The organism is Microbacterium laevaniformans (assembly GCF_016907555.1).
Lineage (GTDB): Bacteria > Actinomycetota > Actinomycetes > Actinomycetales > Microbacteriaceae > Microbacterium > Microbacterium laevaniformans.
The window spans coordinates 2,093,412-2,113,481 of sequence record NZ_JAFBCE010000001.1 but is presented as its reverse complement, the minus strand read 5'-3'; the positions used below and the strand labels follow the sequence as shown (position 1 = coordinate 2,113,481).

The 20,070-nt window shown below is 70.8% G+C and carries 22 protein-coding genes and 1 tRNA gene; 16 read left to right on the top strand and 7 right to left on the bottom strand.

Going from position 1 to position 20,070, the window contains the following annotated elements; all coding sequences use genetic code 11:
* Positions 1–4: 4 nt before the first annotated feature.
* On the bottom strand, positions 5–865 hold the full coding sequence (locus tag JOE53_RS10075; protein WP_204947613.1) for an NAD(P)H-binding protein: 861 nt from the start codon (positions 863–865) through the stop codon (positions 5–7).
* 95 nt (positions 866–960) lie between these two features.
* Here JOE53_RS10075 and JOE53_RS10070 point away from each other — a divergent pair, with 95 nt between their 5' ends.
* Complete coding sequence (locus JOE53_RS10070; RefSeq protein ID WP_204947612.1) at positions 961–1,323, top strand: winged helix-turn-helix transcriptional regulator; 363 nt, start codon at positions 961–963, stop codon at positions 1,321–1,323.
* A 9-nt stretch (positions 1,324–1,332) separates the two neighbouring features.
* On the opposite strand, the gene JOE53_RS10065 is transcribed toward JOE53_RS10070, so the two are convergent.
* A complete protein-coding gene (locus JOE53_RS10065) occupies positions 1,333–2,034 on the bottom strand; it encodes an NADPH-dependent F420 reductase (protein WP_373876961.1) in 702 nt (233 codons plus the stop codon).
* Positions 2,035–2,049: 15 nt separating this feature from the next.
* Here JOE53_RS10065 and JOE53_RS10060 point away from each other — a divergent pair, with 15 nt between their 5' ends.
* Together JOE53_RS10060 and JOE53_RS10055 are read left to right on the top strand one after the other, a co-directional pair.
* Positions 2,050–2,430: a DUF3054 domain-containing protein gene (locus JOE53_RS10060; RefSeq protein ID WP_005051347.1), complete on the top strand. Its 381-nt coding sequence runs from the start codon at positions 2,050–2,052 to the stop codon at positions 2,428–2,430.
* A 27-nt stretch (positions 2,431–2,457) separates the two neighbouring features.
* The gene (locus JOE53_RS10055; RefSeq protein ID WP_204947609.1) at positions 2,458–3,738 is read left to right on the top strand and encodes a M18 family aminopeptidase; all 1,281 of its coding nucleotides are present in this window, start codon (positions 2,458–2,460) and stop codon (positions 3,736–3,738) included.
* Positions 3,739–3,750: 12 nt separating this feature from the next.
* Here the strand turns inward: JOE53_RS10055 and JOE53_RS10050 are convergent, their stop codons facing one another.
* Positions 3,751–4,986 (bottom strand): MFS transporter, encoded by a 1,236-nt coding sequence (locus JOE53_RS10050; RefSeq protein WP_204947608.1) that lies wholly within the window; start codon positions 4,984–4,986, stop codon positions 3,751–3,753.
* A 246-nt stretch (positions 4,987–5,232) separates the two neighbouring features.
* On the opposite strand from JOE53_RS10050, the gene JOE53_RS10045 reads away from it, so the two are divergent.
* The 3 genes from JOE53_RS10045 to JOE53_RS10035 all read left to right on the top strand — a co-directional run bounded on the left by JOE53_RS10045 (position 5,233) and on the right by JOE53_RS10035 (position 8,434).
* Entirely contained in the window at positions 5,233–6,561 is a 1,329-nt protein-coding gene (locus tag JOE53_RS10045) for an MFS transporter (RefSeq protein WP_233449542.1), read from the top strand.
* 62 nt (positions 6,562–6,623) lie between these two features.
* Positions 6,624–7,520, top strand: a complete 897-nt coding sequence (locus JOE53_RS10040; protein WP_061682689.1) for an SDR family oxidoreductase — start codon at positions 6,624–6,626, stop codon at positions 7,518–7,520.
* 80 nt (positions 7,521–7,600) lie between these two features.
* On the top strand, positions 7,601–8,434 hold the full coding sequence (locus JOE53_RS10035) for an SDR family NAD(P)-dependent oxidoreductase (RefSeq protein WP_061682691.1): 834 nt from the start codon (positions 7,601–7,603) through the stop codon (positions 8,432–8,434).
* A 70-nt stretch (positions 8,435–8,504) separates the two neighbouring features.
* Here JOE53_RS10035 and JOE53_RS10030 read toward each other — a convergent pair whose 3' ends face one another.
* Entirely contained in the window at positions 8,505–9,539 is a 1,035-nt protein-coding gene (locus JOE53_RS10030) for a lactonase family protein (RefSeq protein WP_204947605.1), read from the bottom strand.
* A gap of 36 nt (positions 9,540–9,575) precedes the next feature.
* Here JOE53_RS10030 and JOE53_RS10025 point away from each other — a divergent pair, with 36 nt between their 5' ends.
* The 5 genes from JOE53_RS10025 (at position 9,576) to JOE53_RS10005 (ending at position 13,415) form a co-directional block, all read left to right on the top strand.
* The gene (locus JOE53_RS10025; RefSeq protein ID WP_204947604.1) at positions 9,576–10,223 is read left to right on the top strand and encodes an NAD(P)H-binding protein; all 648 of its coding nucleotides are present in this window, start codon (positions 9,576–9,578) and stop codon (positions 10,221–10,223) included.
* Between the two features lie 37 nt (positions 10,224–10,260).
* A complete protein-coding gene (locus JOE53_RS10020) occupies positions 10,261–10,440 on the top strand; it encodes a hypothetical protein (protein WP_036286225.1) in 180 nt (59 codons plus the stop codon).
* Positions 10,441–10,510: 70 nt separating this feature from the next.
* On the top strand, positions 10,511–11,065 hold the full coding sequence (locus tag JOE53_RS10015; protein ID WP_036286430.1) for an NYN domain-containing protein: 555 nt from the start codon (positions 10,511–10,513) through the stop codon (positions 11,063–11,065).
* An 85-nt stretch (positions 11,066–11,150) separates the two neighbouring features.
* On the top strand, positions 11,151–11,723 hold the full coding sequence (locus tag JOE53_RS10010) for a PadR family transcriptional regulator (RefSeq protein ID WP_036286431.1): 573 nt from the start codon (positions 11,151–11,153) through the stop codon (positions 11,721–11,723).
* A 6-nt stretch (positions 11,724–11,729) separates the two neighbouring features.
* Positions 11,730–13,415, top strand: coding sequence for an ABC1 kinase family protein (locus JOE53_RS10005; RefSeq protein WP_204947602.1), 1,686 nt, complete (start codon positions 11,730–11,732; stop codon positions 13,413–13,415).
* Between the two features lie 5 nt (positions 13,416–13,420).
* Here the strand turns inward: JOE53_RS10005 and JOE53_RS10000 are convergent, their stop codons facing one another.
* Positions 13,421–14,320 carry an ATP-grasp domain-containing protein gene (locus JOE53_RS10000; protein WP_204947600.1) on the bottom strand — a complete coding sequence of 300 codons (900 nt, stop codon included), beginning with the start codon at positions 14,318–14,320 and terminating at the stop codon, positions 13,421–13,423.
* A 105-nt stretch (positions 14,321–14,425) separates the two neighbouring features.
* On the opposite strand from JOE53_RS10000, the gene JOE53_RS09995 reads away from it, so the two are divergent.
* Positions 14,426–15,130 (top strand): NUDIX hydrolase, encoded by a 705-nt coding sequence (locus JOE53_RS09995; RefSeq protein ID WP_204947598.1) that lies wholly within the window; start codon positions 14,426–14,428, stop codon positions 15,128–15,130.
* A 682-nt stretch (positions 15,131–15,812) separates the two neighbouring features.
* Positions 15,813–15,901 (top strand) — tRNA-Ser (locus tag JOE53_RS09990).
* Here the strand turns inward: JOE53_RS09990 and JOE53_RS09985 are convergent.
* Together JOE53_RS09985 and JOE53_RS09980 are read right to left on the bottom strand one after the other, a co-directional pair.
* Entirely contained in the window at positions 15,893–16,201 is a 309-nt protein-coding gene (locus JOE53_RS09985; RefSeq protein WP_233449541.1) for a GNAT family N-acetyltransferase, read from the bottom strand. The two genes, JOE53_RS09990 and JOE53_RS09985, sit on opposite strands and share 9 nt — an antisense overlap.
* Positions 16,202–16,245: 44 nt before the next feature.
* The gene (locus JOE53_RS09980) at positions 16,246–16,593 is read right to left on the bottom strand and encodes an ArsR/SmtB family transcription factor (protein ID WP_204947594.1); all 348 of its coding nucleotides are present in this window, start codon (positions 16,591–16,593) and stop codon (positions 16,246–16,248) included.
* A gap of 88 nt (positions 16,594–16,681) precedes the next feature.
* Between JOE53_RS09980 and JOE53_RS09975 the strand changes: the two genes are divergently transcribed.
* The 3 genes from JOE53_RS09975 to JOE53_RS09965 all read left to right on the top strand — a co-directional run bounded on the left by JOE53_RS09975 (position 16,682) and on the right by JOE53_RS09965 (position 20,052).
* Positions 16,682–18,004, top strand: a complete 1,323-nt coding sequence (locus JOE53_RS09975) for an FAD-dependent oxidoreductase (protein ID WP_204947592.1) — start codon at positions 16,682–16,684, stop codon at positions 18,002–18,004.
* A 19-nt stretch (positions 18,005–18,023) separates the two neighbouring features.
* Positions 18,024–18,428: an arsenate reductase ArsC gene (locus JOE53_RS09970; RefSeq protein WP_005051312.1), complete on the top strand. Its 405-nt coding sequence runs from the start codon at positions 18,024–18,026 to the stop codon at positions 18,426–18,428.
* Positions 18,429–18,639: 211 nt separating this feature from the next.
* Positions 18,640–20,052, top strand: coding sequence for a dicarboxylate/amino acid:cation symporter (locus JOE53_RS09965; protein ID WP_204947591.1), 1,413 nt, complete (start codon positions 18,640–18,642; stop codon positions 20,050–20,052).
* The last annotated feature ends 18 nt before the right edge of the window (positions 20,053–20,070 follow it).

Genomic DNA, 20,070 nt, shown 5'->3' with positions numbered 1-20,070 from the left:
CGATTCAGCCCGCCAGCGCGGCGCGGAACGTGTCGACGACCGGGGTCGTCGGGCGGCCGATGAGGCGCGACAGCGTGCCGTCGGTGTCGGCGAGGACACCGCCGCGGATGCCGTCCTCCATGCTGGCCACGAACTCGGCGGTCCCGGCGTCGAGACCCGAGCCCTGCAGCGCGGCGACGAAGTCCTCACGCGAGACCGGCACATAGGCGACGTCCCGCCCGAGGGCCTCGCCCGCGGCGGCAGCGAGGTCGGCGTAGCCGAGGCTCGCATCGCCGGCGAGCTCGTAGATCCGACCGATGTGTCCGTCTTCCAGGAGCACGACCGCGGCGGCTTCGGCGTAGTCGGCGCGGGCGGCGGGGGCGACCCGGCCCTCGGCGACCGAGGCCGCGATGACCCCGGACGCGGCAGCACGCTGCACGTCGCCGGCGTAGTTCTCGGTGTACCAGTCGTTGCGCAGGATGACGGTGGGCAGCCCGCTCGCGGCGAGTGCCTCCTCGGTGGCCTTGTGCTCGGAGCCCAGCGGCCAGTCGAAGCTCGTGGCCTTCGACACGCTCGTGTAGACGAACTTCGAGATGCCGGCGGCGACCGCCGCGTCGATGACGTTCTTGTGACCGGCGTAGCGGCGGCCTGCCTCCGATCCGGAGATCAGCAGCACGGTGTCGACGCCGTCGAGAGCCGCCGTGATCGTGGCGGGGTCGTTGTAGTCCAGGTGCACGGTGCGCACGCCGCGTGCGGCGAGGTCGTCGATCGCGGAGAGGGTGCGCGCGCCGGCGACGATGTCGGATGCCGTGGCGCCGCGAGACAGCAGTGCGTCGACGACGAGGTGGCCGAGGTGCCCGCTGGCACCGGTGACGAGGATGGTCATGGGAGGTCCTTTCGTTGGGGTCCGGGGAGAAGAACCGTGCCCGGCATCCCACGCATTCCAGAGATCGGGTACCCACTTTTCGGTAAGGTACCTACATGGCGGTAAGTCTCGCGGAAATCCGGACCCAGCACGACCTGGTCTTCACCGAGAACTGCCCCACGCGCACCGTGCTGGATCACGTGATGAGCAAGTGGGGCATCCTCGTGCTGCTGGCGCTCAGCGAGGGCACGGCCCGGTGGGGTCAGCTGCGGCGAGCGGTCGATGGCATCAGCGAGAAGATGCTCGCCTCGACGCTGCGCACCCTCGAGGCCGACGGGCTGGTCGTTCGTACCGCCTACCCCGAGGTGCCGCCGCGCGTCGAATATGCCCTCACTGCTCGCGGAGACGAGCTCATACAGCGAGTGCTGCCGCTGATGGCCTGGATCGCCGACAACGCGGACGAGATCGTCGCGCGCTGAGGACGTGCCTCAGCGCGTCGCGCGGGCCAGGTTCGCGCGCAGCTCGTCGGCGTCCTGGCGGACGACGTACGCGGGCTGGTCGCGCTCGACGCGCCAGCTCTCGGCGACCGATCCGATGTCGACCGTGTCGAAGCCGAACTCGTCGTAGACGGCGATCGCGAGGGCTGCGGCATCCGCATGGTCGCTCGCGATGGCGAGAGCCCGGCGACCCGGGGTGCCGGCCGCGGCGCCGTCGGTGAGGATGGCGGCGGCGGGGATGTGGTTGAACGCCTTCACGACGTGCGCGCCGGCGAGGTGGTCCTGCACCATCTGCGTCGTGGTCGTCTGCTTGTCGTCGAGTGCGGCGATGTGCCCGTCGCGCTCCCAGTAGTAGTTGTTCGTGTCGAGGACGATCTTGCCGGCCAAGGCGGCGGCCGGGATGTCGTCGATCGCCTTCAGCGGCACGGTGACGATCGCCCAGTCCGCCGCCTCCGCGGCTTCGGCGGGGGTCGCTGCGCGCGCCGTCGCACCGAGCCGGGCGACGAGGTCCGCAAGGGTCTCGGGTCCTCGCGAGTTGCTGATGACCACCTCGTAGCCGCGGGCGACGAGGCCCTGCGCGAGTGCGCTGCCGATGTGTCCTGCTCCGATGATTCCTACTGTCGTCATGTCGGTGGCAACGCCCGGTGTCCGCGCCGGCATTCCCACGCGCTGCCCGAGACCGCCGTGCGACAGGAGGAGGATGGAGGAATGTCGCGATCCGCCTCCGTTCTCCTCTCCTTCGTCCTCGACGCCGCGCTGGTCGTGACTTTCGCGGCCGTCGGGCGGGCGAGCCACGATTCCGACGTGTGGACGGGGCTTGCGATCACGGCGTGGCCGTTCCTGGCGGCTCTGGTGCTCGGCTGGCTGATCGCGCGGGCCTGGAGGGCGCCGCGTGCGGTGGCGCGCACGGGTCTGCCGGTGTGGGCCGTCACCCTCGCCGGCGGCATGCTGCTGCGTGTGGTGTCGAGTCAGGGTATCGCCGTCTCCTTCGTCATCGTCGCGGGCATCGTGCTGGCGGTGTTCCTGCTGGGGTGGCGCCTGATCGCCCTGCTCGTGCAGCGCGCGCTGACGCGGCGCCGCGCGGCGTGAGCACAGGCCCCGAACTACGCTGAGAAGATGCCCGCCTCCGCTGCCGTCCGTGCCCACGCCGACGACCTCGCCGACTTCGTCGCCGCGTCCCCTTCGAGCTTCCACGCGGCCGCGGAGGTCGCACGCCGCCTCGAGGATGCCGGATTCACCTCGCTCGTCGAGGAAGAGGGCTGGTCGCTCGTTCCGGGTGGGCGCTACGTCGTCGTGCGCGACGGCGCCGTCATCGCCTGGGTGCTGCCCCGCGGGGCAGGCGCGCGCACCGGCATCCACGTCTTCGGCGCGCACAGCGACTCCCCGGCGCTGAAGCTCAAGCCGAAGCCGACCACCGGTCGCTTCGGCTGGCTGCAGGCGGGAGTCGAGATCTACGGCGGCCCGCTGCTGAACTCCTGGCTCGATCGCGAGCTGCGCCTCGCCGGGCATCTGGTACTCGATGACGGCTCCGCCGTGTTGACCGCAACCGGGCCGTTGCTGCGTCTGCCGCAGCTCGCGATCCACCTCGACCGTGAGGCCAACGACCACCTCGCTCTGAACAAGCAGACCCAGACCCAGCCCGTCTGGGGGCTCGGTGATGCCGCGTCCGCCGACCTGCTCGCCGAGCTCGCCGCCGCCAGCGGCGTCGACGCCGGGCGCATCCGCGGCTATGACATCGTCACCGCCGATGCCGCCCGCGGGGCTGTCTTCGGCAAGGACGACGTCTTCTTCGCCAGCGGCCGTCTCGATGACCTCGCCTCGGTCCACGCCGGTGTCACCGCCCTCGTCGCCGCGCCGTCCGACACCGCGCACATCCCGATGCTCGCGGTCTTCGACCACGAGGAGGTCGGCTCGGCGACGCGCTCCGGCGCCGCCGGCCCGTTCCTGTCGGACGTGATCGAGCGGGTGCAGCGCGGGCTCGGGGCCGACCGGGATGAGCAGTTGCGGGCGCTCGCGGCATCCTGGTGCGTCTCCAGCGACGTCGGCCACTCCGTGCACCCGAACTATCCCGACAAGCACGACCCCGTCGTCCAGCCCGTCCTCGGCAGCGGTCCGATCCTGAAGATCAACGCGAATCAGCGCTACGCGACGGATGCCGCCGGCGCGGCCGCCTGGCACGGCTGGTGCGACGCGGCGGGGGTGCTCTCGCAGGAGTTCGTCTCGAACAACGCCGTGCCGTGCGGATCGACGATCGGCCCCATCACGGCGACGCGTCTGGGCATCCGCACCGTCGACGTCGGCATTCCCATCCTCTCGATGCACTCCGCCCGCGAACTCGCCGGCACGGCCGATCTGGTTGCGCTCACCCGCGCGGCGGAGGCGTTCTTCTCCTCCTGAGCGCCGTCGACCTCAGTAGCGGCGGTGTGCGGCGGACGTCGCCAGCAGGTTGACGAGGGCGAACAGGGCGCCCGCGCCGAACAGCAGCGGATAGCCGATCATCGGGCTGAGCGAGGCGAGGACGGCGGGCACGAAGAAGCCGAGGTAGCTGAGCGAGTAGTAGACGGCGGTCAGACCTGCCAGATCGTCGGGGCCGGCGATGCGCTGCACCTCCTGCAGTCCGGTCACCAGCAGGAATCCGTAGGCCGTGCCGAGGGCTGCGGCGGCGATGATCGCGACGGGCAGCGACATGCTCACCGCAGCTCCCGCCGCCAGGGCCAGCCCGATCGTCGTCGCCGCGAATGAGGCGACGATCGTCCGCGCGCTGCCGGCCCGATCGATGCGCCGCACGAGGCTCTGGGCTGCCACACCGCATCCGAGCGCGATGAGACACAGCAGACCCGCGAACCCGACTTCGAAGCCGGGCACCTGGGCGGAGAAGAGCACGGGCAGGATCGCATAGGCGCTCGCCGCCGTGCCGAACACCCACGGGGCGAGCGGGGCGACGACGAACACGAACCGGCGGTGAGTCGCCGCCGGGATGCGGAGGTCTTCGCGCAGTCGACCGGGGTGCGCGCTGCGCGTGCGCGTCTCGGGGGCCGACCACATGAGCGCGAGAGCGAGCGCGCACAGCGCGACGTTGACGAGGTAGGGCAGCACCTCGGGAGCCGTTCCCGATTGCGCGATGGCGGCTGCCACCGCGGCTCCCAGAGCGAACCCGACCGTCAGCACGAGCGCCGCGCGGCGCGCACCGGCGCCGGCGTCGGCGTCGGCGTCGAACGGAGCTGCCGAGAGCTCTTTGATCCACGCCGTGCCCACGGCCATCACGAGACCGAGCGCGAGGCCCGAGAAGACCCGGCCTGTGAAGAGTTGCGCGGCCGACCCGCCGCCGGCGGCGAGAACGGCAGAGCCGGTGAGTGCGAGGACGGGCGCGGGCAGGGCGAGGGCCCGGCGGCCGAACCGATCCGAGAGGGGGCCGCCGATGAGCAGGGCCGGCACGATGCCGAGGACATACGCGCCGAGGAGGAGGTTCACGGTCAGAGCGCTGAGGTGCTGCTCCAGCCGGTAGGTGACCAGCAGCGGCGTGAACTCGTTGCCGCCCCATGCCACGGCGAAGACGGCGGCGCTCACCCGTACCCATGGCGTCAGGTGTGTGCGACGGGTGGCCGCGGTGACCGGAATCGGCAGGGAGGAGGTGGCGAGTGACATGCGGTGCCCATCTGTGAGGATGCGGCGCCGTTGTCGCTGGCGGTCGGGGACCGTTCGATGATACTCCGATTTCGTCGTGTGGTCAGACCGCCGGAGATATCCATCCGGTACACTCGAGTGTCATGCTCCCTCGCGGAGCGCGAAGTGCATCTACCTGCTCCACCCAGCCATCCGACCGCGGCGTCGCGGACGGCACCCGGCCCCGGATTCGTTCGGAGGGCAAGGCGGCACGTGAACAACGAGCCCATGTCCCGAAGGAACCCCGTGCACCACCCCTCGACCGCCAGCGGTCGTTCGTCGCTGATCGCGCACACCGGATGGGCCTACTGGCCGATCGCATTCGTTGCACGTCTGCCCTTTGCGATGATGACCGTCGGCGTGCTCATGCTCGTCGTCCACGCGACCGATTCGGTCGGCTTCGGCGGGCTCACCTCGGCCGCCGTCGGCATCGGCGTCGTCATCGCGGGCCCCATCATGGGCGATCTCGTGGACAGACACGGACAGCGGCGCGTGCTCGTCCCGGTGGGGCTCGCCAACGGCATCCTGCTCGCGCTGTTCCCGCTGGTGGCGACGGCGGAGGCGCCCCCGGGCGTGATCCTGGCGGCGGCTCTGGCGATCGGGCTGACCGGACCGCAGGCGGCGGCCATGTCGCGCAGCCGGCTGCTGGCCATCGTCGCCGCGCGCATCGCTCCCGAGCGGCGCACGAAGACGACCTCGCGGCTGATGTCGTACGAGTCGGCTGCCGACGAGACGGCCTTCGTCATCGGCCCGTTCCTGGTCGGCATCCTCGCAGCCCTCATCGCACCGTGGGCTCCGATCGCGGTAGCCGCAGCGCTCAGCTTCGGCTTCGTGCTCGCGTTCGCGCTGCACCCCACCGCGCGCCTGCTGCAGAGTCGCGCCGACACCGCGGCGGAGCGCGCCGCCTTCCGCGCGGTGCTGACGCCCTCGATGCTCGTGCTGGTGGCGGCGACGTTCGGGGTGGGAATGTTCTTCGGCGCGGCGCTGACGTCACTGACGGCCTTCGCGCGGGCTGCGGGCGACGAGGCGCAGGCGGGCCTGCTCTACGGGCTCATGGGCATCGGCTCCGCGGTGCTGGCCCTCGGCGTCGTGCTGCTGCCCGCGCGCTTCGCCCTGCGCCACCGTTGGCTCGCCTTCGCGGGAGTGCTGACGGCGGCATCCGTCGGGTATGCGACCTCGTCGAGCCTCGGCGTGGTCGCCGGCTGGCTGCTCGTCATGGGGCTCGGCGTCGGGCCGACGCTGGTGACGCTGTTCTCGCTCGCGGGTGAGCGTGCCCCGCTCGGACGATCGGCGACGACCATGACGCTGCTCAGCTCCGCCCTCACTCTCGCGCAGGCGCTCGCTGCGGCGGCCACCGGCTGGATCGCCGAAGAGGTTTCGCTGGGCGTCGCGATGGTCGTGCCCGCCCTGGCAGCGGCGATCGTCCTGTCGCTGGGAGTCGTGAACGTCGCGATCGCACGCCGCGGCCGCGCCGCCCCCGCCCGTCCGGCCGCAGATGTCGCTGTGGACGAGGCATGGCGGCACGACGGGACGGACGAACGCGCCCGCGCGCGCTAACACCGCCCGACGGCACTGTCAATCCACCTGCGCGGCGGCGCCCGGTCGCCGAGACTGCCGGAATGACCCGCGACCAGTACACGTTCACCGACCCGGCCGCCCTCTATGCCGACATCGAGCCGCAGAAGCAGCGGATGCCGGAACCCGGCCTCGAGGCCGAACTGACGCCCCGTCCGGACCTCGGCGAGGACACCTACCGCGGAACCGGTCGTCTGCGCGGCCGCCGCGCCCTCATCACCGGCGGCGACTCGGGCATCGGCGCCGCCACCGCGATCGCGTTCGCGCGCGAAGGCGCCGACGTCGCGATCTCCTATCTGCCCGAAGAAGAGGAGGATGCGCGCCGCGTCGCCGGGCTCATCCGCGACGCCGGTGTCACCGCGCTCACCTTTCCCGGCGATCTGAAGGATGCCGCGTACTGCCGGGATCTGGTCGAGAAGACCGTGGAGGGTCTCGGCGGACTCGACATCCTCGTCAACAACGGCGGCAAGCAGATCTTCAACGACGACCTCGCGACGCTGAGCGACGAGCAGTTCGACGCCACCTTCAAGACCAACGTGTACGCGATGTTCTGGATCACCAAGGCCGCCCTCGCGCACCTCGAACCGGGCTCGTCGATCATCAACACGACCTCCATCCAGGCGTACAAGCCCTCCGATGTGCTCGTCGACTACGCGTCGACGAAGGCCACGATCAATGCGTTCACGAAGGCACTCGCCCAACAGATCGCGCCGCGCGGCATCCGCGTCAACGCGGTCGCGCCCGGGCCGATCTGGACGGCGCTGCAGCCCACCGACGGCCAGCCGCAGGACAAGCTCGACAGCTTCGGCGAGGACACCGCGCTCGGGCGAATGGGCCAGCCCGCCGAACTCGCCCCCGCCTACGTGTTCCTCGCATCGGCCGAGTCCAGCTATGTCATCGGCGAAACGCTTAACGTCAACGGCGGCATCCCCTCGCCCTGACCCCCTGAACTCCTGTCGGGTCGCGGTCATGCAGGGGGCGGCCCGGCAGGAGCCTTCGTCGGCGGACGTAGACTCCCGGGGTGACCGAGAACGAGCCCCGCACGATCGTGATCACCGGAGCCAGCAGCGGCATCGGTGCCGCCGCGGCCCGACAGCTCGCCCTGGCCGGGCAGCGAGTGGTGGTTGTCGGGCGCGACCCGCGGCGGACCCGGCAGGTGGCCGAGGGGATCGGCATGCCGTTCCACGTCGCCGACTTCGCCGTCCTCGCGCAGGTGCGCGCGCTCGCCGATGAACTGCGGGCGAGCTATCCGCGCATCGACGTGCTCGCGAACAACGCGGGCGGCATCTTCGGCGATCGCACCGTCACGGTCGACGGATTCGAGGCGACCTTCCAGACGAACCATCTGGCGGCGTTCCTGCTCACCAATCTGCTGCGCGATCGCCTCGTCGACGCGGGAGCCGCGGTCATCCAGACCTCGAGCGTCGCCGCGCGACGTTTCTCGCGCTTCGACATCGACGACCTCAACGCCGAGCGGCGATATTCTGCGAGCTCGGCATACGGCAACGCGAAGCTCGCGAACATCCTGTTCACGAAGGAGATCGAGCGGCGCTGGGGCGACGACGGTGTGGCGGCGGCCGCATTCCACCCGGGCGTGATCGGCAGCAGCTTCGCGGCTACGGCCAAGGGACCGTGGCGCTTCATGTACACCAATCCCGTGACCAGCCGGCTGCTGACCTCGACCGATGTCGGCGGGGCGCGGCTGGCCTGGCTCGCGCTGGGCAAGCCGGGTCTGGACTGGGAGCACGGCGGCTACTACGTCGCCAACCGCCTGGCGCGCACCTCGCCGGTCGCCGCCGATCCGGTCATCGCCGCGCGCCTGTGGGAGCGCAGCGCGGAGATGGTCGGCCTCTGAGGCGGTTCATCCGTCCGCTCTGGTCGTCATCGGTCGGCGAATGCGGCGAGGCGGGACGGACGACGGGGCGTCAGTCGATGAAGCGCACCCAGTTGGCGCCGTTGCCGGTCTCGGCGCGCTGCAGCAGTTCCAGGCGCTCGCCGTCGACGGCATACAGCGAGACCGTCGTCGACTTCTCGCCGGCGGCCACGAGGTAGCGGCCGTCGGCGCTCGTGGCGAAGCCGCGGGGCTGCTGCTCGGTGACGGTGAAGGTCGCGGCATCCGAGACGGTGCCGTCGGCGGCCACCGGAACCGCGGCGAGCGTGCTCTCGGTGCGCTCCGACGCCCACAGCACGCGGCCGTCCGCGCCGGCGTGCAGGTCGGCGCCCCAGATGAAGTGATGGGCGAGGGGATCGGCGCCGAACTCGCCGTGGCCGAGACCCTTCGAACGGTCGAAGGCGGATGCCGCGCCCACCAGCTCCAGCGTGCCGGTCGCCGTATCGCGGGCGTAATGCAGCACCTCGCCGGAGAACTCGGTCATGACGTAGACGGCATCCTGCGTGTCGTTCACCAGCAGATGGCGCGGTCCGCTGCCGGCGGGAGCCGCCGCGGTCGCGGGCTCCAGCGGGACGAGGGCGAGCTCGTCGGCGATCGCGTACTGGGCGACGAGGTCGGCCCCGAGCGAGACGAAGTAGGCGAAACGGCCGTCGGCGCTGGGCAGCACGGAGTGCAGATTCGGGTAGGAGATCTCCGATACCGGCTCGCCGACGGTGCCGTCGGTGACGGGGGAGAGGATGCCGTAGCCGCCGCCGTAGCTTGCTCCGAGCAATGCCGATCCATCACGCGTGAGGGCGAGGTAGTTCATGCCGCCGGCGGGCAGATCGCGGCGCGAGAGGGGGGTGAGCTCACCGCTCGTGCGATCGAGCGAGAGGGTGACGATGCCGGCAGGATCCCCCTTGACCGCCGCGTAGACGAGGTCGCGCGTAGCGTCCACGGCGAACGTGGAGCACCCCGTCAGCCCCTCGGTCACGGCGATGCGCTCCAGTGTGCCGTCGGTGAGACGGAAGGTCGAGAGGGAGCCGTCTGCAGCGTTGGCGACGAGGACGAGGGCAGTCGTGGCGGTCATGGTTCCAGCGTAGGTGGCGCCGCGTACGCTGGAACCATGGCACGCATCCTCATCATCGGCGGACACGGCAAGGTGGCGCTGAAGGCCGAGCCGCTGCTCGCTCGGGCCGGCCACGAGGTCAGCGCGGTCATCCGCACCGCGGGCCACGTCGATGACGTGACGACGGCGGGTGCGCATCCCGTGGTGGCCGACGTTGCGAGTCTCGACCTCGCCCAGCTGACCGGCCTCGTCCGCGGGTTCGACGTCGTCGTCTGGTCGGCGGGCGCCGGGGGCGGCGATGCGGCACGCACGTACGCCGTCGACCGCGACGCGGCGATCCGCACGATCGACGCCGCCGCGACGGCGAACGTCGACAGGTTCGTCATGGTGTCGTACTTCGGTGCCGGGCCCGACCATGGCGTCGACCCCGACAACGGCTTCTTCGCCTACGCCGAGGCGAAGGCTGCTGCCGATGCGCATCTGCGCGCCAGCGGCGTCGAGTACACGATCCTGGTGCCGTCGACCCTGACCGACGATGACCCCACCGGGATGATCGAGACCACTGCCCCGTCGGGCACCTCGGTGTCGCGCGCCGACGTCGCCGCGGTGCTCGCGGCCGCGGTCGACGAGCCGGCGACGCGAGGGCGCACCGTGAGCTTCAACACCGGCTCGACGCCGATCGCCGCCGCGCTGGCGGCCGCTTGACGCGCGGCGCGACGGCGCACGCCCCTACGCTGGAGGCATGAGCAAGAGCACTCTCTGGAGCATCGTCGGCGTGATCGTGGCGATCGCGATCGCCTGGGTGATCGTCAACGTCATCTTCAGCGTGCTGTGGTTCGTGGCGAAGCTCGTCGTGGTGCTGGTCGTCGCGGTGATCGTCTTCTTCGTGCTGCGGCGGCTGTTCGCCCGCAGCGACCGGTGAGTCAGCGCGCCCCTGCTAGCGTCGAAGGGCGCGGCCCGGGTGGGTGCGCGCGGATGCCGAGGGAGGCAACGTGACGGATCGCACCAGCTGGATCCTCGTCGACGGCGAGAACATCGATGCCACGCTCGGCGGATCGATCCTGGGCCGTCGCCCGCAGCCCGACGAGCGCCCCCGGTGGGATCGTCTGCTGAGCTTCATCGAGGAGCGCTGGCAGCAGCCGGTACGCGGCCTTTTCTTCCTCAACGCGTCGACTCATCTGCCCATGCCGTTCGTGCAGGCGCTGCTGGCGCTCGGCTACACCCCGGTGCCGCTGTCGGGTCCGGCCGACGCGAAGGTCGTCGACCTCGCCATCCAGCGGACGCTCCGGGCTCTCGAGGATCGCAGCGGCGACGTCGTCCTCGTCAGTCACGACCGCGACTTCGTCGACGACCTCGCATCCCTCGTCGACGATGACCGCCGCGTCGGGCTGATCGGGTTCCACGAGTTCCGCAGCAGCGAGTTCGCCGCCGTTCCCGGCATCGAGTTCTTCGATCTCGAGTACGACGTGCACGCCTTCGACGCCCAACTGCCGCGCGTGCGCGTCATCCCCATCGAGGAGTTCGACCCGGCCGAGTTCCTCGGCTGAGGACGCACGAACTCACGGCGCGAACACAGGTGAACGATATATCGTTCACTATCGCCGAGTGGTCGGCGCGATTTCGGGAGGCATCATGAACGGTTCATTCTCCGGTCCGGGCTTCGGCGGACGGGGGTTCGGCTCCGGCCCCTTCGCGGCTGGGTCGGCTGGCATGTGGGACGCGATGGAGAATCTCCGCGCATCCTTCGAGCAGCGCACCGGACCCCGCATGGGACGCGGCGACGTACGCGCCGCGGTGCTGGCCCTGCTCGCCGAGCAGCCGATGCACGGCTACCAGATCATCCAGGAGATCGAGCAGCGCAGCGACGGCGCCTGGAAGCCCAGCGCCGGCTCGGTGTACCCGACGCTGCAGATGCTCGCCGACGAGGGCCTGATCGTCGCCGAGGAGGCGAACGGCCGAAAGACGTATGCGCTCACCGACGCCGGTCGCGCCGAGGCAGAAGCCTCCGCGGACCGTCCGGCGCCCTGGGAGACACCGAGTCAGCGCGACGGCGGCCGCATGAGCGCGCTGCCGAAGGCCGGCTTCGCGCTCGCGCAGGCGGTCGGGCAGGTGGGGCGCACCGGCACGCCCGAGCAGGTGCAGAGCGCCGTCGAGATCCTCGACGAGGCCCGTCGCCGCGTGTACGCGCTGCTCGCACAGGGCTGATCGGCGGTGCAGTCCGGCTCACGCGCGCGGTACCGGCGCATCCTCCGCTTCGCCGCACTTTCGCTGGCGCAGACCTGGTGGTACGACCTGTTCCTGCCGCGCGTGGGCCTCGGGCGCCTCGCCGAGCGGTCGCGCAGCGCGCGGATGCAGCGCATCGCCCGCCGCTTCCACGCGCTCGCCGTCGACCTCGGCGGTCTCATGATCAAGGTCGGCCAGTTCATGTCCTCGCGCCTGGACGTGCTGCCGCCGGAGATCACGAAGGAGCTGGAGGGGCTGCAGGACGAGGTGCCGCCGGTGCCGTTCGCGGACATCCGTGCCGCCGCCGAGGCGCAGCTCGGGATGCCGCTGGAGCGCGCGTATGCCTGGTTCGACGAGACTCCTGTGGCCGCGGCATCCCTGGGGCAGGCGCACCGCGCCCGACTGACGCCGGCAGATGCGACGCTGAGCGGATTCGGCGCCGTCGTCGTGAAGGTGCAGCGCCCGGGGATCGACGAGATCGTCGACGTCGACCTGGCGGCGCTGCGCCGAGTCGCAGGGTGGCTGAGTCGCGTGCGGCTCGTCTCGGACCGCGTCGATGCGCCCGCGCTGGCCGAGGAGTTCGCCGCGACATCGCGCGAGGAGATCGACTACCTGCACGAAGCGCAGAACGCCGAGCGATTCGGCGCGGACGTGGCGGATGACCCCGCCGTCGCCGTGCCGGAGGTCGTCTGGGAGCGCTCGACGCGCAAGGTTCTGACGCTGCAGGATGTGACGGCGATCAAGATCTCCGACGTCGCGGGCCTGCGCGCGGCCGGCATCGATCCCGTGGAGGTGGCCGAGGTCTTCGCGACGACCATGTTCACGCAGCTGTTCCGCACGGGTTTCTTCCACGCCGATCCGCACCCGGGCAACGTCTTCGTGACGCCCCGCCCCGCCGGCGCGGATGCCGCGGCGCCGGCGTGGACACTGACCTTCATCGACTTCGGCATGATGGGCATCGTCGACGACCGGCTGCGCTCAGGGCTTCGTACCGTGCTGCTGGCCGTCGCGGCTCGCGACAGCAAGAGACTGGTGCAGGGCATTCTCGATGTCGGCGCGCTCTTGCCCGGCGCCGACACCCGCGAGCTCGAGCGTGCCTACGCGAAACTGTTCGCCCGCTTCGGCGGCATGGGATTCGCGCAACTGCGCGAGGTCGATCCCCGCGAGTTCCGCGACTTCGCGGAGGAGTTCGGCGATGTCGTGCGGAGCCTGCCGTTCCAGCTGCCGGAGAACTTCCTGCTGATCGTGCGCGCGATCTCGCTCACCTCGGGCGTCTGCAGCACGCTGGAGCCCGAGTACAACATCTGGGAGAGCATCGAGCCGTTCGCCGGTCAGGTGCTGCGTGATGAGGGCGGCAACGTCGTGAAGGACGCGCTCGCGCAGGTCGCGGAGGTCGCCACGACCGCGTGGCGTCTGCCCGGACGCCTCGACGGACTCATCACGGGTTTCGAGGAGGGCACGGTGTCGGTCGACATGTCGCGCCTGGAACGCCGGCTCGACCGCCTGGAGCGGATCGCCCAGCGGGGACTCGCGGCGGTGGTCTTCGGCATCCTGCTCATCGGCGGCATCCTGCTGCGGGTGACCGACGAGGTCTTCGGTGTGGCGATGATGATCGCGTCGCTCGTCCCGCTCGTCGTCAGCCTCCTGCCGCGCGGTCGGCGCCGGCGCCGCTAGGGCGCTCAGCCCGTTGCCGCGGTGAGCAGCGCGTCGACCACGGCATCGGTGGCGTGCGGCGCGACGTGCAGGTTGAGGGCGGGTTCGACGAGTTCGACCTCCAGCAGCGCCAGCCCGTATGCGCGCGAGCGCACCGTGTCGACGCGGGCGTACAGGGGGAGCGGGCCGCCGGTGACCGTCTGCACGGCCTGCACGACGGCGGTGGCGAAGGCGATCTCGTCGTCGTAGGCGGGCACCTGCTCGGGATGTTCCTCGTAGACGCCGCCGATGAGTCCGCCGCCCACCTCCAGCAGCGCACCCTTGGAGATGGCGTGCGTGAAGCGTCCGTCGATCAGGTAGAGCGCCTTCTCCCACCCGCGGGACAGCTCGGGCACCTCGGGCTGGATCATCGCGGTGCCGCCGGCCTCGATGATCCGTGTCGCCAGCTCGAGCGCCCGCTCGTCGTCGGCGTCGAAGAGGCCGGTGTCGCGCGCCCCCGCCGATACCGCCGGCTTCACGACGACCCGGGCGTGCGCGGCCAGCGCCGCGCGGACGTCATCGACGCTCGTCGCGTACGCGGTCGGCACCACGCGGATGCCGGCGCCTTCGAGGTCGGAGAGGTAGTGCTTGTCGAGGTTCCAGCGCATCGTCGCCGGAGCGTTGACGACGCGGGTGGATGCCGCCGCGCGCTCGAGCCACGCCTGGAACTCATCGGGACGCTCGGGGTAGTCCCACGGAGAGCGGACCGCGAGCAGATCGAAGGCGGCGAGATCGACGGTGGCGTCGTGCCAGACGACGGCCTCGGCCGCCGCGCCGCGAGCACGGAGCGCGTCGAGGAGGATCGGCGTGTCGTGGTCGGGGTCTTCGTCGGAGTAGAAGGCGGCGTCGGTGACGACGATGCCGATCCGCGGTGCAGGCGAGGTCACGAGAGACCACCCTACCGAGGGCGTTCTCCTTGACCGGGCCCCTCCTTTCGCTTCGGGTGAGTTCCGTGCGTCGCCGTAGCGGTCGGCGCGTCGTAGCCTGAACGGGTGCCCTCCGACTCCGCCGCTCCCGTCGTCGGGGCACGCGCCGAGCTGACCGCTCTGGCTCGCGATGGCCGGGACTGGACAGCCCCGCTGCGGCACCTGCCCGCAGGCGTCTCGCCGCGCGCCGCCGCGGTGCTGATTCTGTTCGGCGTGCTCGATGACGTACAGAGCGCACACGCGGCGCAGGATGCCGCGGTCTCGCGCGACCTCGACGTGCTGCTGCTGGAGCGTGCGACCACGCTCCGCGCTCATCCGGGACAGGTTGCGTTTCCCGGAGGACGCCTCGACCCCGCGGATGCCGGGCCCATCGCGGCCGCACTGCGCGAAGCCGAGGAGGAGACGGGGCTCGATCCGGCCGGCGTCGAGGTGCTGGGCGCGCTGCCGCCGGTGCCGTTGGAGTTCTCCGGGCACCTGGTGACTCCCGTGCTGGGGTGGTGGCGGCATCCGTCGCCCGTTCGCGTCGTCGACGACGCCGAGTCGGCCGCCGTGTTCCGCGCGCCGGTCGCCGACCTGCTCGATGCGCGCAACCGCGGGGTGACCGTCATCGAGCGTGACGGACAGACGTGGCGCGGGCCCGCCTTCGAGGTGCAGGGTCATCTCGTCTGGGGTTTCACCGCGATGGTGATCGACGCGCTGTTCGACCGGCTCGGCTGGACCGAGCCGTGGGACCTGGGCGCCCGGACCCGGCGCATACCGCTGCCGATCTAGGCTGCCGATTTAGGCGGGGCGCCCTGTGCCCGCGGCGGCGCGGGCCCGGAACGGTGGCGCGATCTGCGGTGCGCGCGACGTCGTGAGCGCCGTTTGCGACCCCGCGTTCCGTGTGGCTGCTGGGCGTTTCGTCAGCACGCCCGATGAACCTGCTCGGTCCGTGGAGTTGGCGCGGACCGGCGTGTGACGATCGGCGAGCACGATCGGAGAAGGAACACATGGACGAACGTCGGCAGGCGCGCGACGCACTCTCGCGACGGACCCTCCTGACCGCGGGCGTGGGTTCTGCAGCGGCGCTGACGCTCTCGGCGTGCTCCGCGGGGAGCAAACGCCCTGCGCAGACGGTGACGCCGCTGGCCGCGAGGTTGGGGCTCGCTCTGGAGACGACGTGGAAGAAGGACGACACGGCCGCGCTTGCCGCGGCGCTGCGTACGACGACGGGGTGCACGCTCGTCGCCTGGGAGCACGAGCTGATCCCCGACATCCTGAGCCACCTCGGATCGATCGACCCCCCCCGCCCGCCGCGTGGCCGGGGGATCGATTCGACCTGGTGTGGTGCCTCAGCCCCGCGGATGCCGGGGCGTGGCGGTTCACGCAGGTGCCGCAGCTGCTTCTGGCCGGGGACCTTCTCGCGACCGCGTGAGCGACAACGGCCGTCGCGGCGGCTGATAGGATCGTCGACGGAAGTGTGTCCGAGCGGCCTAAGGAGCATGGCTGGAATCCATGTAGGCGGGGTAACTCGCCTCGCAGGTTCAAATCCTGTCACTTCCGCTCAGCCGAGAACCCCGTCCACGCGAAAGCCTGGGCGGGGTTCTCGCGTGACGGCGCTCCGTCGGGGCGGCGACGTTCGACCAGGATCGTGTCGCGCCACTGACCCGCGACGACGCCGCGGTACACCTCGCGGGTCGAGACGGCGGATGCGGCGACCCAGCCGGTGACGCCGCCGTCGGCGTCGACGGCGACCAACCGGCCGACGCCGAGCTTGCCGGTGTCGAAGGCCTCCCACACGGGCGGCTCAGCCTCGAAGCTTGCGTTTCCCGTGGCGAGGCCTTCGTGATAGATCGCCTCCACCTCCGGCCAATCTTCGGGCCGCATCGCGCGGATCGCGACCGCCTTCACGGGCGGAGAGCATTCGCGGCCTGGTCGAGGGCATCGGCGACGACCCGGAAGTACGCCCAGCGCCCGCGCTGCTCACGCGTGGCGAGCCCGGCATCCACGAGAAGCTTCATGTGGTGGGACACGGTCGGCTGGGAGAGGCCGACCGGTGCGGTGAGATCGCAGATGCATGCTTCACCGCCCGGCGATGCGGCGATCAGCGACAGCAGGCGCACCCGCGTGGGGTCGCCGAGCGCCTTGAAGGTGCGGGCGAGCATCTCTGCCTCATCCGCCGTCAGTGCGTTCACGGGCGCGGTCGAGCTGCACCCGTCGGCGGTGTTCGTCAGGAGGGGCAGCAGCGTCGGCATCTTTCGATTGTGCACCTCGTATTGACATCTGTCGATGCATGCCGGAATCTTTACCCATCGACAGATGTCGATACGAAGGAGGAGTCCGGTGGATGACGCACTGCCCGTCGTCGTGATCGGCGCCGGCCCCCAGGGGCTCGCCGCCGCCGCCCATCTCGTCGAACGCGGGATGCCGGTCGTCGTGCTCGAAGCGGGAGACACTCCGGCCGCTGCGGTGGCTGAGTGGGGCCATGTGCGGCTGTTCTCCGACTGGTCCGAGCTCGTCGATGCCGCCAGCGCTCGCCTCCTTGACGCGACGGGCTGGACACCGCCGCCGAGCGGCTACCCCACCGGCGCGCAGTGGATCGGTCGCTATCTCGCACCGCTGGCCGACGCACTCGGCGATCGTGTTCGTTACGGCGCGCGCGTCGTCGGCGTCTCGCGGTCGGGACGCGACCGCCTCGTCGATGCCGGCCGCGGCGATCAGCCCTTCACGGTGCACGTCCGACCGACCGGAGGCGACGACTATCGCCTCGCGGCACGCGCCGTCATCGACGCCTCCGGTACGTGGGAGACCCCCAACCCCGCGGGTGCGGACGGTCTGCCGGCTCTCGGCGAGCGCGCGGCGGCCGACCGGCTCAGCTACCGCATCCCCGATTTCCGAGATCGCTCCGGATTCGAGGGCAGACACACCGTCGTCGTCGGTTCCGGGCATTCCGCCCTCACCGCGGTCCTGGCCCTGGCACGGATGGCGCGCCGCGACCCGTCCACGACGGTGACCTGGGCGCTGCGTCGTGCGAGCGCGCGGAAGGCGTTCGGCGGGGGTGAAGCAGACGAGCTGCCCGCGCGCGGCGCCCTCGGCATCCGGGCGAAGGAGTTCGTGGATGCCGGTCTCGTCTCGCTCGTGACGGGGTTCCGCGTGGAACGCGTCACGGATGCCGGTGATGGCGTGGTCCTCGTGGCGGAGGACGGTCGTCACCTCGCTGCCGACAGGGCCGTCGTGCTCACCGGCTTCCGCCCCGACCTGTCGTTCCTGTCGGAGCTGTGTCTGGAGCTCGACTCCGCCTTGCAGGCTCCCGTTCGCATCGCCGCCGAGGTGGATCCGAACGTGCACTCGTGCGGCTCGGTCGCCGCCACTGGCGCCGCCGACCTCGCCCACCCCGAACCGGGTTTCTTCATCGTCGGCGCGAAGTCGTACGGCCGCGCGCCGACCTTTCTCGCGCTCACCGGGTACGAGCAGGTGCGCAGCGTCGTGGCCGACGTGGCGGGCGATCACGCGGCCGCACGGCGTGTCGAGCTGGTCTTGCCCGATACTGGCGTGTGTGGCGGTGCCGGGCTCTTCGACGCCTCGGGCGCTTCGCGTCGCGGCGCCTGCTGCGCACCGCCGCCTCAGCCCGTCTCGATCATCCCGACCGCGCCCGCCCTCTCCTGACACCCGAACGAGGAATGCCATGACCGACTCCACCAAGCCCGCCGTCCTCTTCGTCTGCGTGCACAACGCCGGCCGCTCTCAGATGGCCGCCGGATACCTCCGTGCGCTCGCCGGCGACCGCATCGATGTGTTCTCGGCCGGCAGCGAGCCGGGCAATGCGGTAAACCCGGCAGCCGTGGCCGTGATGGCCGAAGAAGGCATCGACCTGTCCTCGGCCACCCCGCAGATTCTGACCACGGATGCCGTGCGCCAGGCCGACGTCGTCATCACGATGGGATGCGGGGATGCATGCCCCATCTTCCCCGGAAAGCGCTACGAGGATTGGCAGCTGACCGACCCGGCGGGCCAGCCCGTAGAGGTCGTCCGCGGGGTGCGTGACGACATCAAGGGGCGGGTGCAGGAACTCATCGCCAGCCTGAGCTGACCGGCTGCGGCTCGAGGGGCGCGCGAAACGAATCCCGACCGCCGGGAATGCACCGGTCATCGCCGCCGTTGGAGTGACGGGCGGTCCGCGCTCGCGTGTCACCCGCGTCATCGTGCGTCATCGTGACTCGCGAGTGCACCGGCCGCGACGTAACGTCGACACCCTGCGAAGTTCCACCCGGCATCCGCCGACACAGGAGATATCCCCCCTCATGAGTTCCACCAGCACCACCGCGCCCGCCGCGCGTCCGCCCAAGCCGAAGAAGCCGTTCTACCGCTCGTTCGGCTTCCAGATCACGGTCGCGCTGATCGCCGGCATCCTGCTCGGCATCCTCGCCCTGAACCTCGGTCCGGATGCCGCGGGCAACCCCAACGGCCTGTCCGCGACCCTGTCGACCATCGGTTCGTCCTACGTGACGCTGCTGAAGGCTGCCGTCGTCCCGCTCATCTTCCTCGCGGTCGTCGCCAGCATCACGCAGCTGCGCAACGTGACCAACGCCGCGCGGCTGGCGGGTCAGACCCTGCTGTGGTTCGGGATCACGGCCCTCATCGCCGTGACGATCGGCATCGTCCTGGGCATCACGATCCAGCCCGGTAACCGCGTCGCCCACGACCAGCTCACGACGGGCGCCCCCTACACCGTCGGTACGTGGTGGAACTTCCTCAAAGGCCTGATCCCGCAGAACTTCCTCGGCCTCACCGTGTCGAGCTCGGCGAGCGAGACGACCGGTGCGATCACCTCTACCGTCGGCTTCAACGTGCTGCAGGTCATCGTCATCTCGGTCGCCGTCGGCATCGCCGCGCTCAAGGTCGGCAAGCGCGCCGAGCCGTTCGTCGCGTTCACGCAGTCGTCGCTGAAGATCGTGCAGCGGGTGCTCTGGTGGATCATCCGCATCGCGCCCCTCGGCACGCTCGGCCTCATCGCCTCGGCGGTCGTGCAGTACGGCACCGGCAAGCTGCTCACGCTCGTCTGGTTCGTCGTGGCAGTGTACGCAGGCCTCGTGCTGGTGCTCTTCGTCGTCTACCCGATCCTCGTCAAGAGCCACGGCCTGTCGATCAAGCAGTACTTCTCCGGCGTCTGGCCGGCCGTGCAGCTCGGGTTCGTCTCGCGCTCCTCGATCGGCACACTCCCGCTGACCCAGCGCGTGACCGAGCGCAACCTCGGCGTGCCGCGCGAGTACGCCTCGTTCGCGGTGCCGCTGGGCGCGACGACCAAGATGGACGGCTGCGCCGCGATCTACCCGGCGATCGCCGCGATCTTCGTCGCCCAGTTCTTCGGCATCGAGCTGAACATCGTGTCGTACCTGCTGATCGCGCTCGTCTCGGTCGTGGGCTCGGCGGCCACCGCCGGCACCACCGGCGCGACGGTCATGCTCACGCTGACCCTCTCCACCCTCGGCCTGCCCCTGGAGGGTGTCGGTCTGCTCCTCGCGATCGACCCGATCCTCGACATGGGCCGCACCGCGGTCAACGTCGCGGGCCAGGCCCTGGTGCCCACGATCGTCGCGAAGCGCGAGGGCATCCTGAACCGCGAGCTGTACGACGCGCCGCGCGACGGCGAGCCGTTCGCCGACGACTCGGCCGACGACGCCGACGAGCAGGCCCCGGCGCTCGCGCGCAGCTGATGACTGATCGCGACGCGC